This is a genomic window from Terriglobus roseus DSM 18391, assembly GCF_000265425.1.
Taxonomy (GTDB): domain Bacteria; phylum Acidobacteriota; class Terriglobia; order Terriglobales; family Acidobacteriaceae; genus Terriglobus; species Terriglobus roseus.
Genome location: NC_018014.1, coordinates 1,758,767 through 1,771,425, shown reverse-complemented (window position 1 = coordinate 1,771,425; position 12,659 = coordinate 1,758,767). Strand labels below are relative to the sequence as shown.

The following is a 12,659-nucleotide window of genomic DNA, read 5'->3' as shown; positions in this document are numbered from 1 at the left end:
GCCTTCGAAGCATCGGAAGTGGGATACGCTCTGTGGTGAGGCCCGGTGACTACGCAGACGAATCTGTCCGCAAACGCCTATCCTCACTGCACCAGCCTCGTCTGCTGCTTGCAACAGAACCAAAAAGGAACAGGGATGTCACCCACTCGGGGATCGTGGAGGCGCAACGGCAGCGTCGGGCACATCAATTTCAGACCGACACTCGCATTCGCTTCGGCGATCGTCTTCTTGCTCTGTGCGTGCCCAAACCTGAGAGCGCAGCAACCTCTTACCCTGACCGACGCCATCACCTCTGCCCTGGCAAGTCCCGCTGCCCAGGTCTTCGATGAAGAGTTGAACGCGTCGAAGGGTCTCCTCAGGCAGGCGCACCTGGGCCCTAACCCGCGGCTCTATCTCCAGTCGGAAGACCTCCGTCCCTGGGACTCGCAGTTCTCATTCGCAGATCAGACCGAAGAGTACGGTTATCTCGCGCAGACCTTCGAGCTGGACGGCAAGCGGCGCAAGCGAGTCGGACTTGCGCAAGCAGACGTAAATATCGCCGAGGCGCAGCGCGACCTCAAGCGCCAGCAGTTCACCGCTTCGGTTGCTGCAAGCTACTGGCGAGCCGTCAGTGCAGAGTCCATCGTCTCCCTCCTGCAACAGGACATTGCCGGCGTCGATGAGATCGTCCGGTATCACAAGGAGCGCGTCGATGCGGGTGCCATGCGCGGCATCGATCTCATCCGCGTGCAGATCGAACGAGACCGCGTCTACCTGTCGCTGCAGACTGCGCGACGGGACGCAGCCCTCGCCCGCGCCGACCTCTTCCGCCAGATTGGCCGCCAGGACTTCGCGACAATCCGGCTTACGGACAGCATCACCACCATGCCACTGCTTCCGCCGCTGGACGTCCAGGCCGCGCTCAGCCGCCGCATCGATCTGCGGGTCGCACAGCAGCAACTCACGGCCGCACAGGCGAATGTGAAGCTGCAACACGCCATCGCGACACCGGACCTTGACCTCTCCGCCGGATACAAGCGCAACAACAATTTCGACACGCTCTATACATCCATGAACATCCAGCTCCCCTTTCGCAATCGCAACCAGGGCGAGATCGAACGGTCGCAGGCACAGGTCCGGCTCGCCGAAGACCAGCTGCGCCAGTCGGAACTTGCCGCACGGGCCGACATCGAAGCCGCACGCGTCAGCTACGACCAGCAGCTCGACATCGTGCAGCACACGCTGCCCGAAATACGCGATCGGGCGAAACAGAACCTGACCATCATGACCGAGGCCTACCGCATCGGCGGCGTCGACCTGCTGCGCTACATCGACGCCGAACGCACCGAGATTGACGTGGAGATCACCGCTCTGAAAACCCTCACTGAGTTCCAGCAAAGCGCCGTCCGCCTGCAGATTGCCACGGGAGAGCGCCCATGAACGCACCGATACGCCTCATTCCGATAGCGATCCTCTGCGTCACCCTCGCCGGCTGCTCCAGAAAACAGGACGAGGGCAGCAGCAAGCAGGGCGAAGATCAAAAGCAGTCCGCGTCCCAGCAAGGCGACGGCAAGTCTGGCGCCGACGATAAGAAGGCAGCCAGCGCCGACTCGGTGAAGATCCAGGCTGCGGACCAGCAGAAGGCCGGCATCGCCATCGCGCCGGTTGAAGTCGCGTCCATGCCGCAGCTCCTGACGCTCAACGGTCAGGTCGTTCCCAACGATCAGCGCACCTCGCACGTGGGTGTCGTCGCCGACGGTCGCATCACCTCGCTCAGCGTTCTTCCGGGCGCGGTTGTTCGCCGCGGCCAGACCCTTGGCCAGGTACACAGCCACTCCGTCCACGAAACCGTCGGCGCGCTTCTGCAGGCGTTCGCTGCTGTCGACCGTGCCAAGGGCGCCGTCACCTTCGCCACGCAGGCCCGCGACCGCTACGCCAAGCTCTACAGCATCCAGGCCGCCTCACTCGAAGAGAAGCAGAAGTCCGAGCAGGATCTCCTCCAGGCGAAACAGAGTCTCCTCGACGCAGATGCCAGCGTTCACATGGAGCGGGAACATCTGTCAGAGCTGCTCCAGGTCACGCCTGAAAGCCTAAACGCAAATAATCTCTACAACCGCGAACTGGTGCCCATCCGGTCGCCGATCGACGGTGTTGTCCTCTCGCGATCTCTCACCGTCGGACAGGTCGTCGACACCGGCACCGAAGCGTTTCTCGTCTCCGATCTGTCGACCGTCTGGGTCACCGCCTCAGCGAACGAGAAGGACATAAGCCTGCTACACAACGGCGCAAGTGCCGACGTCACCACGCAGGGCTTTCCGGACCTCGCCTTTAACGGTCGCGTTGGAAATGTCGGCAGCGAACTCGATCCGCAGACACGCACCATTCCCGTGCGCATCGTGATCCCTAATCCGGGGCAGCGTCTCCGCCCCGGCATGTTTGCAGCGGCGCACATCGCCGGCACCGCCAGCCGTACCGCTGTCTTCATTCCGGAGGACGCGCTGCAGAACATCAACGGCAACCAGGTCGTATTCCTCACCATGGACGGCGTTACCTTCCGCCCGCAGATCGTGCGGCTCGGCACGCACTCCAAGGGCCGCGCCGAGATCGTTCAGGGCCTCAAGCCGGGCGATCACATCGTCGTCAAGGGCGCGTTCATGGTCAAGGGTGAGTTGCTCAAGGGCACCGTGGGAGATGGCTAAACCCCGATGAAGAAGGTCATCTCATTCCTGCTCGACAACCGCTGGCTCGTCGTCGCGATGCTGCTCGTCCTGATCGCAGGCGGCATCTACACGATGTTCCAGCTACCGATCGAGGCCTTCCCCGACCTGACGAACAATCAGGTCGTCGTCACTGTGCAGTGCCCGGGTCTGTCGCCCGTGGAAGTCGAGCAGCTCGTTACCTATCCCATCGAAACATCGCTGATGGGCATGCCAAAGCTGCAGATGGTGCGCTCCACCTCGAAGCTCGACCTCTCGATGGTCACCGTCATCTTCGATGACAGCATGGACAAGTACCTCGTCCGCCAGCTTGTTGCGGAGCGCCTGAACCAGGTGCAGAGCCGTATACCCACCGGCCTGCAGCCGCAGATCGGTCCGATGGCCACGGCATTCGGCGAGGTCTACCAGTACACCGTCGAAGCGCCAAAGATGTCGCTGATGGACATCAAGACGCTCCACGACTGGGTGATCCGTTACGACCTGCTCACGATCCCCGGCGTCAGCGAAATCAACTCGTGGGGCGGCCAGACCAAGCAGTACACCATCGAGGTCAACCCCGACAGCCTTCGCCGCTACGACCTCACGCTGCACGATGTCGTCACCGCGGTCTCGTCGAACAACGACAACTTCGGCGGCAGCTATATCGAGCACGCCGAGCAGCAGTACACCATTCGCGGCATCGGCCGCGCCCAGTCACTCGACGACCTGGGCAAGATCGTCGTCACCACGCGCAACGGTATCCCCACCTACTTGAACCAGATCGCGACCATGAAGCTGTCGGCACTGCCGCGCCATGGCGCAGTCATGAAGGATGGCAAGGGCGAGACGGTCTCCGGCATGGTCATCATCCTGCGTGGCGAAAACGGCGACCAGATCATCAAGCTGGTCAAGGAGAAAGTCGCCTCGCTCAAACTGCCCGGGGGCGCCCGCATCCTGCCCTTCTACGACCAAAGCGACGTCATCAACGCGACGACACATACGGTGAAGAAGAACCTCATTGAGGCCGCATTCCTCGTCATCGTCATCCTGCTCTTCTTCCTTGGGGACTGGCGCGCGGCGCTCGTCGTCGCCGTCACCATCCCGCTCTCGCTGCTCTTCGGCTTTCTCGGGATGGGCGCCTTCCGTATCTCCATCAACCTCATGAGCCTTGGTGCCATCGACTTCGGCACCATCGTCGACGGCTCGGTCGTCATGGTTGAGAACTGCATCCATCGCGTCGAAACCGGCGAAGAACGCCCGCTGCTCGAGATCATCCGCGACGCCGCCATCGAGGTCGCCCGCCCCGTCACCTTTGGCGTGCTCATCATCATCGCGGTCTATCTGCCGGTGCTCACGCTCGAGAGTCTCGAAGGCCGTATGTTCCGGCCCATGGCAGTCACGGTCGTCTCAGCACTTGCCGGGTCGCTCTTCCTCGCGCTCTTCATCGTGCCGACCCTCTGTTCACTCGCCCTGAAGCACAAGGCAAAGCAGACAAAGGAAGAACGCGAGAAGCACGACGAGAAGAAGCCAAACTGGTTCGACAAACTCCGCCGCCACTACGAGAGTGCGCTCAAGCGCTCCGAACGTTACTCCCGCTGGATCTTCATCGTCTCCGGCGTCCTCATCGTTCTCGCTATCGGCTCGCTCAAGTTCATCGGCACGGAGTTCATGCCGCGGCTCGATGAAGGCTCCATGGTCATTACGTCCAAGCGCCTGCCGGGCATCTCGCTGACCGAATCCGTCGTGATCGGCCAGCAGATCGAACGCACCATCAAGAGCTTCCCGGAGATCAGCAGCGTCGTCACCAAGCTGGGCCGCCCCGACCTGGCGACCGAGGCCATGGGCGAGTACGAATCCGACTCCTACGTCTCCTTCACACCGAAGTTTCAGGAAGCAAGCACCAGCAAACACAAGGAGCTCTCCGACCGCATCGAGAAGGAGCTTGAGAAAATTCCCGGCGTCTCGTACGAGTTCACCCAGCCCATGCAGATGCGCATGGATGAGACCATCACCGGCACCCGCGGCGACGTTGCACTCAAGATCTTCGCGCCAAAAGATGGCGGCGACATCGACACACTCGAACAACTCGGCCACCAGGCCAACCACATCATCGGCGGCGTCAAGGGAGCGGCCGAAAACCAGATGGAACTCATCTCCGGCGCGGAAGAGCTGCAGATCCGCATCGACCGCGACGCCATCGCCCGCTACGGCGTCAACGTTGGCGACATCCGCGAGTTCATCGAATCCCTCTACGGCGGCAAAACCGTCTCGGAGATGCTCGTCGGAGAGCAGCGCTTCTCGATCGCACTGCGGCTGCCCGCGGATGTCCGGAACGATCCGGAACAGCTCAGCGCGATCCAGATGAAGACACCCAGCGGCAATCTCGTGCGGCTTGATCAGCTCGCAGAGATCCGCGAAGTCCGCGGTCCCATCCTCATCAACCGCGAGAACGCCACACGCCGTGCCGTCGTCACCTCCAACGTAGACGGACGTGACCTTGGCAGCTTCGTCGTCGACTGCAAGAAAGCCGTTGCCGACGGCATGCAACTGCCTGCAGGCTACCGGCTTGAGTGGGGCGGCCAGTACGAGAACCAGAGCCGCGCACAGCAGCGCCTGGCCATCGTCTTTCCCATCTCAATCCTCATCATCGCTGCCCTGCTTTACGCCACCTTCCGCAACGCCCGGCAGATGCTGCTCATCCTCTGCATCGTGCCGCTGGCGCTCGTCGGCGGCATCGCCGCACTCTGGATCACCGGCATCAACCTGAACCTGTCCGCCAGCGTCGGTTTCATCGCACTCTTCGGCATCGCGGTGCTCAACGGCGTCGTGATGGTCTCGCACATCAACACCCTCCGTAAAGACGGCAAGGATCTTGAGACAGCCGTGCAGCAGGGAGCCTCCGATCGTCTGCGCCCCGTGCTCATCACAGCACTCGTCGCCTCGCTCGGCTTCGTCCCCATGGCTCTCGCAAACTCCCGTGGCGCCGAGGTCCAAAGACCCCTCGCCGTCGTCGTCATCGGTGGTCTCGTGACCGCAACCCTGCTGACTCTCTTCGTCCTTCCACTGCTCTACCGCCGCTTCAGCCCTCAGGAGATCCCGGACACGCACTGAGATCTCCTTCTAGAAAGAACTCGGAAAGCATGAGAAGGTAAGGGCATGGCAGACGACATCGCTGCGCCCCGGCAGCAATACCTGAACAGCATGCTCACCCTGCGGGGAAGTTTCAGTGCTCGCGACACCACGGGTGTGGCGCTGATCCATGCACGAGCCGCCGCAGCCGACTCCTTGGTCAGGTCACTCTGGCAGGAGGCCGCAGCGACAGACGAACGCCTGCGCAGCGGCATCGCCATGTTGGCGGTAGGCGGCTACGGACGTCAGGAACTCTTCCCTGCCTCAGACCTCGACCTCCTGTTCGTGGTCGAAGATGCCGCCAAAGAGAAGAACGCAAAAGATCCCATCAAGCGCATGAACCAGTTGCTGTGGGACAGCGGCATCCGCGTCGCCGCCACAACACGCGTGATCGGCGAATGCGAAAAATACGACAGTGACAACGCAGAGTTCACACTCTCTCTGCTCGACGTGCGGCCGCTCGCCGGAGACGTTACTCTCACAAACAAGCTGATCGACGACTGCCTGCCGAAGCTGCTGGACCGCGAGCGCAAAAACATCACACAGCGCCTGGCCGAACTGACACGCGACCGCCACGCACGGTACGGCAACACACTCTTCCACCTGGAACCCAACATCAAGGAATGTCCCGGCGGCCTGCGCGATGCCAACGTCTGCGGCTGGCTTGCACGCCTGACCAACGACGACGCACCGCAGTCCATGGAGTTCCGCGAGGCATTCGCCTTCCTCGCGGCCGTGCGCTGCTTCCTCCACCTGCGCAATGGCCGCGACAGCAACGCCCTCGACTGGAAGACGCAGGACGCCGCTGCCGCCGACGGCATCGGCGTACCCCACGGCCTGCCGCGCGATGCGGCCCACTGGATGCAGCACTACTTCCGCCACGCACGCGTAATCGCACGACGCCTGGAACAGCAGATGGACGCGCTGCCCAAGCAGAAGTCGCTGCTGCGCATGTCGAAGGAGCTGCTCAAGCGCACCGCCCCCGCCGACACACCCGGCATGCGCCTGGAGCGCGGCCGTATCTTCATCGACGAGGCCACGCAGGACTACGACCCCGCATGCGACCCCGAGGTCATGCTGCGCGCCTTTCAAACCATCGCGGAGACCGGCGCACGCCTCAGCAACGTCGCGGAAGTCCGCTTCGAAGAATCCGTTCCCGTCCTCTCATCGCAACTCGACGAAGGCACGGCACTCTGGCACAAACTGCGGCTTATCTTCCTCGGTCGCCATGCCGGCCTCGCGCTGCGATCGATGCACACCCTCGGCATCCTCGAACTCCTCATCCCGGAGTTCCACGGGATCGACGCCCTCGTCATCCGCGACGCCTACCACCGGTACACCGTCGACGAGCACACCTTCGTCCTCATCGACACACTCCACGGCCTCTTCACGCCGGGCGAAGGTCCCATGGCCGAGTGGAAGCGCCGCTTCGCCGCCATCCTGCGCGACCTGCAACACGCCGACCTGCTCTACCTCGCATCACTGCTGCACGACACCGGCAAAGGCCGCTCCACCGGCGAACACACCACGGAGAGCGCGCGCCTCGCGCAAAGCGTCGTCGAGCGCCTCGAACTGGACGACTACGAATCCGGCCTCGTCCTCGGCCTTATCCAGAATCACCTTGAGATGAGCGCGGCCCTGCGCCGCGACATCTTTGACGCCGAGACGGTCCGCGGCTTCGCAGCCAAGGTGCAGACGCCCGAAGAACTGCGCATCATCACGCTCTTCACCTTCGCCGACATCCACGCCGTACACCCCGACGCGCTGACACCCTGGAAGGCCGAGAACCTGTGGCGTCTCTACATCGCCACTTCCAACCACCTCGACCGCAACATCGACGAGGAGCGCGTGGACCTGCGCGTCAGCAGCGAACTCGTACTGCGTGTCACGCAACTGCTGCAAGGCGAAAGCCGCGACGTCATGCACTTTCTCGAAGGCTTCCCGCAGCGCTACCTGCGCACGCGCTCGCCCGAGCAGATCCGCACGCACTACCTGATGAGCAAGAAGCTCAGCGATGACGCCGTGCAGCTCGACTTCGTCTGGCGCGCCGACCGCAGCGAGATCACGCTCGTCACTCCCGACCGCCAGTTACTCTTCGCCCGCATCGCCGGCGTGCTCGCCGCATGGGGCATGAACATCATCACTGCCGACGCCTTCTCAAACGCACACGGCATCGTCGTCGACAGCTTCCGCTTCACCGATAGCTTCAAGACGCTGGAGATGAACCCCTCCGAACGCGACCGCCTGGTGCAGAACCTGCACGACGCCATTGCAGACCCCGCCGTCGCCGAAAAGATGATCGCCCACCGCAAACGGTCACGCCGCCGTGCACCGCTGGTGGACGTCTCGACCTCCGTCGAGTTCGACACCGAATCGTCCTCTCACTCGACCGTCCTGCAGGTCGTCGCACAGGACCTTCCCGGGCTCCTCTACGCCATCAGCACCACGCTCGGCGAGGCCCGCGCCAACATTGAAGTCGCCGTCATCGACACCGAAGGCGACACCGCCATCGACGTCTTCTACCTGACCCGCGACGGCGACGTACTCGAACCCGCCGATCTACCCGGTCTGCAGGCAAAGCTGGTCGCAGCCATCGCTGCAAATGCTGGTTGATCTTCTACCGGGATTGGGTACGATGGCCGCATGAGCGTGGTCGAGGACAACCGGAAGCTTCTGCAGGACCTTGTCGCACCCGAACTCCGAGCCATTGACGTGCGCCTCACTGCGCTTGAAAAGCGCTTCGACGACGTGGACCGCCGCCTCACCGCGGCTGACAAGACCGAGCAGGATCGCTTCGCTCAGGCGGAGAAGATAGCCGCTGAGCGTCACGAACGGATTCTGTCCGAACTTAAATCGCTCCATAATGAGCACGATCTGGAAGTCCGCCTGGTCAAGATCGAAGCCATGATGGGCCTCATCAAGACCGAGAAGCCGACTAGCGAAGCAGCGTAGCGATCATCGCTTCGCGCTCGTCCTCGAGCGACCCCTTAAAAACAGGCTTCCCAGCCCGCCGATACCAATACTCCGCATTCCACTGGTCGCCCTCTTCGCGATGCAGATACGCATGCACCCATGCCGAATCCCGGTCTTCACTCGCCTGCGCGATCTCGTGCGCAGCAGTCCAGTCGCCATGGGCGGCATGCCATAAAGCCCGTAACGGGCCGGCAGCGGCGTCGCTCGCAGGCTTCGCCAGGAAGGTTTCAACGGCAGGATGCATCGTGTCTCCTCTACGATGAGGATAGATGCCCGACGCCAAACCACTCAACGCGCCAGACCTGACCGAACCGCTCGTCCGCGTGGAATCGCTGACCAAGAGCTACGCCACCGGCCGTGGCGAACTCGTCCTCTTCCGCGAACTTAGCTTTACCGTTGCGCATGGCGAAATGCTGGCCATCGTCGGAGCCAGCGGCGCAGGCAAAAGCACGCTGCTGCATCTCCTCGCAGCCATGGACTCCCCAACCTCCGGCGATGTCATCATCCACGGCACCTCCCTTGCCGCCCTCAAACCCGCCGACCAGGCCGAGTTCCGCAACCGCACCATCGGCTACGTCTGGCAGGCGCACTACCTGCTGCCGGAGTTCACGGCAGAGGAGAACGTCGCCATGCCACTACTTACCCGCGGCACCTCCCAAGCCGAGGCCCGGCAGAAAGCCCGCCAGTGGCTCGCCGAGGTAGGCCTGGCCGACCGCGCAACCCACCGCGCCGGCGAACTCTCCGGCGGCGAGCAGCAGCGCGTCTCCCTGGCCCGCGCGCTCGTCACCGAACCCCGCCTCCTGCTCGCCGACGAGCCCACCGGCAACCTCGATGCCGCCACCGGCGACGCCATCTTCGATCTGCTCGACCGGCTGCACACCTCGCACGGCATCAGCACCGTCATGGTCACGCACAACATGGCCATCGCGGCTCGGTGCGACCGGACGCTAGTGCTTCGGGACGGCCGTCTGGTGGAGTTGGCGTCGACGAACCTGCAAGTCTGACCCACACGGGATTCCTGCGCCATCAACAATGCGCCACGCCGCAGGGGTTACGCATCGTTTTCCCACAGGACGCGTCCAATAATCACGTTTCAGGAGTGTGTTCGCCCTGATAAGGTTTTGCCTAAGTTCGAGGGCAAATGCGGCCGGTCTGCCGCTTTCGGTACACTGGACGCACTTTGAGATGTGGGAGCAGCTTCGCCGGCGTGCATATCGGCGAGGTTTGTTCTAGGGGTTCCCGCATCGGACGCTTTGGTGCGTGATGCGGGAACGAGCGGGTGAACCAATGGCCTCACAGACGGCAGCACGCCGTTGGTCGAGGGCTAAGGGGGAGCATGTTCGAGCGTTATACCGAAAAAGCGCGGCGCGTGATCTTCTTTGCGCGTTACGAAGCAAGTCAGTTTGGCTCGCCTTACATTGAGACGGAGCACCTGTTATTGGGTCTGCTCCGCGAAGACAAGGCGCTGACCAATCGGTTCCTCCGCTCGCACGCCTCGGTGGAATCGATCCGCAAGCAGATTGAAGGACATACGACCATTCGCGAGAAGGTATCGACCTCCGTCGACCTCCCCCTCTCCAACGAATGCAAGCGTGTGCTCGCCTATGCCGCGGAAGAAGCAGAACGGCTGAGCCACAAACATATCGGCACGGAGCACCTCCTGCTGGGTCTGTTGCGCGAAGAGAAGTGCTTCGCCGCAGAGATCCTCATGGAGCGTGGCCTGCGCCTGCCCACCATTCGTGAGGAGCTCCAGCGCACCACGCAGGAGAAGCCAGCACAGCAGCAGGGCGGCAGCAAGCAGGGTCGAGCCCAGCAACAGGGCGGCGGTGGCGAACAGAGCATGCTGGCAGAGTTCTCCCGCGACCTGACCCAGGCCGCCATGGATCAGCAGCTGGATCCGCTCGTCGGCCGGGACACGGAAGTCGATCGCGTCATCCAGATCCTCTGCCGCCGGACCAAGAACAACCCGGTCCTCATCGGCGAGCCTGGTGTGGGCAAAACGGCAATCGTAGAAGGCCTCGCACAGAAGATCGCCGACGGCGAAGTCCCCAGCTTCCTGGCGGACAAGCGCGTCCTGTCGCTTGACCTCTCTCTGATCGTCGCCGGCACCAAGTACCGCGGCCAGTTTGAAGAGCGCCTGAAGACCATCATGAAAGAACTGATGGAGAACCAGAACAGCATCGTCTTCATCGACGAGCTGCACACACTGGTGGGCGCTGGATCTGCTGAGGGCTCGCTCGACGCAGCCAACATCCTCAAGCCCGCACTTTCGCGCGGCGAGATCCAGTGCATCGGTGCAACCACACCGGCCGAGTTCCGCAAGTCCATCGAGAAGGATCGCTCGCTGGAACGGCGCTTCCAGGCCGTCAAGGTGCCGCCACCGAATGAAGAAGATGCCATCAAGATCATCATGGGCATCAAGGACAAGTACGAGAAGTTCCATGCGGTCAGCTACACGGATGAGGCCATTACCTTCTCTGTGACGCACTCCTCGCGGTACATCCCGGACCGTTTCCTGCCGGACAAGGCCATCGATCTGATCGACGAGGCGGGCGCTCGCGTGAAGTTGCGCCAGACCACCCTGCCCGAAGAGCTGACCGAGGTGCAGAAGCGCATCAAGTTCATCGTCCACCGCATGGAAAACGCGATTGCGAACCACGAGTTCGAGAAGGCGCGCTTCTACAGCGACGAAGAGCGGAAAGAGCGTGAGAACCTTCGCGCCCTGCGTGACAAGTACCACCTCGATGACTCGTCCTCGGGCATTGTGACGAAGGAAGACATTGAGGACGTGGTCAGCCGCTGGACGGGCGTACCCATCAACTCGCTGAAGGAAGAAGAGATGTCGAAGCTGATGCGCGTGGAAGAAGAACTCCACAAGCGTGTCATCAGCCAGGAGAAGGCGATCAGCGCCCTCTCCCGCGCCATCCGGCGTTCGCGCGCGGGCCTGAAGAACCCTGCGCGTCCTATCGGCTCGTTCCTCTTCCTCGGACCAACTGGCGTCGGCAAGACGGAGATGGCGCGCACTCTGGCGCAGTTCCTCTTCGGCAGCGACAAGAGCCTCATCCGCTTCGATATGTCGGAGTTCATGGAGAAGCACTCGATCAGCAAGCTGATCGGTTCGCCTCCGGGCTACGTCGGTTACGAAGAGGGCGGTCAGCTCACCGAACGCGTCAAGCGGTCGCCGTATTCGGTCGTGCTCCTCGACGAAATCGAGAAGGCGCACCCGGATGTCTTCAACCTGCTGTTGCAGGTCTTTGAAGATGGCCACCTGACCGACGGCCTGGGCAACACTGTCGACTTCAAGAACACGATCCTCATCATGACGTCGAACATCGGCGCCAAGCACCTGATGAAGCGTGAAGGCCTCGGCTTCGCCTCGAACAAGGAAGAGATTGTCCTTGAAAAGATGGAGGAGATGGTGAAGCAGGAAGTGAAGCGTACCTTCAATCCTGAGTTCATCAACCGCCTGGACGAGATCATCGTCTTCACGTCGCTGTCGGATGCAGACCTGATGCAGATCCTGGAGCTGCTGGTGCAGAACCTGAACACCAACCTGGTGCACAAGGCCATCACCATCAGCGTCAACGACGAGGCCAAGAAGTGGATCCTCGACAAGACGCTCGTCGACCGCAGCTACGGCGCCCGTCCGCTACGCCGCGCCCTCCAGCGCTACGTGGAAGACCCGCTCTCTGAAGCCCTGATCGCAGGCCAGATCACGGCACGGCCCGCGTTCCTTGAGGTCTACCTCTCGGGCGACAAGCTCTTCTACCGTCCCGTCGCGCAGGAAGGCGATGAGCAGATGGAAGGCGCCGCACTCGCCATCGTCTAGACCATTCGAAAACCAACACAAGAAGGGAGGCCAACCGGCCTCCCTTCTCTTTT

8 protein-coding genes are annotated in these 12,659 nt (G+C 62.3%); 7 read left to right on the top strand and 1 reads right to left on the bottom strand.

All coding sequences use genetic code 11. The features are described 5' to 3' along the window. The first annotated feature begins 135 nt into the window (after window positions 1-135). Genes TERRO_RS07370 through TERRO_RS07350 form a run of 5 tightly spaced genes read left to right on the top strand, consistent with a single transcriptional unit; the run spans window position 136 to window position 8,756 of the window. On the top strand, window positions 136-1,419 hold the full coding sequence (locus TERRO_RS07370; protein WP_014785371.1) for a TolC family protein: 1,284 nt from the start codon (window positions 136-138) through the stop codon (window positions 1,417-1,419). After that, entirely contained in the window at window positions 1,416-2,678 is a 1,263-nt protein-coding gene (locus tag TERRO_RS07365) for an efflux RND transporter periplasmic adaptor subunit (RefSeq protein ID WP_014785370.1), read from the top strand. The genes TERRO_RS07370 and TERRO_RS07365 overlap by 4 nt, the downstream gene beginning before the upstream one ends. 6 nt (window positions 2,679-2,684) lie before the next feature. Continuing rightward, a complete protein-coding gene (locus tag TERRO_RS07360; RefSeq protein WP_014785369.1) occupies window positions 2,685-5,786 on the top strand; it encodes an efflux RND transporter permease subunit in 3,102 nt (1,033 codons plus the stop codon). Window positions 5,787-5,831: 45 nt separating this feature from the next. Further along, entirely contained in the window at window positions 5,832-8,417 is a 2,586-nt protein-coding gene (locus TERRO_RS07355; protein WP_014785368.1) for a [protein-PII] uridylyltransferase family protein, read from the top strand. Window positions 8,418-8,447: 30 nt separating this feature from the next. Next, window positions 8,448-8,756 carry a hypothetical protein gene (locus TERRO_RS07350; RefSeq protein ID WP_014785367.1) on the top strand — a complete coding sequence of 103 codons (309 nt, stop codon included), beginning with the start codon at window positions 8,448-8,450 and terminating at the stop codon, window positions 8,754-8,756. Here the strand turns inward: TERRO_RS07350 and TERRO_RS07345 are convergent. Beyond that, window positions 8,740-9,021 (bottom strand): hypothetical protein, encoded by a 282-nt coding sequence (locus tag TERRO_RS07345; protein WP_014785366.1) that lies wholly within the window; start codon window positions 9,019-9,021, stop codon window positions 8,740-8,742. The two genes, TERRO_RS07350 and TERRO_RS07345, sit on opposite strands and share 17 nt — an antisense overlap. A 25-nt stretch (window positions 9,022-9,046) precedes the next feature. Here TERRO_RS07345 and TERRO_RS07340 point away from each other — a divergent pair, with 25 nt between their 5' ends. Together TERRO_RS07340 and TERRO_RS07335 are read left to right on the top strand one after the other, a co-directional pair. Beyond that, entirely contained in the window at window positions 9,047-9,781 is a 735-nt protein-coding gene (locus TERRO_RS07340; protein ID WP_014785365.1) for an ABC transporter ATP-binding protein, read from the top strand. Between the two features lie 332 nt (window positions 9,782-10,113). Further along, window positions 10,114-12,606, top strand: a complete 2,493-nt coding sequence (locus tag TERRO_RS07335; RefSeq protein WP_014785364.1) for an ATP-dependent Clp protease ATP-binding subunit — start codon at window positions 10,114-10,116, stop codon at window positions 12,604-12,606. The last annotated feature ends 53 nt before the right edge of the window (window positions 12,607-12,659 follow it).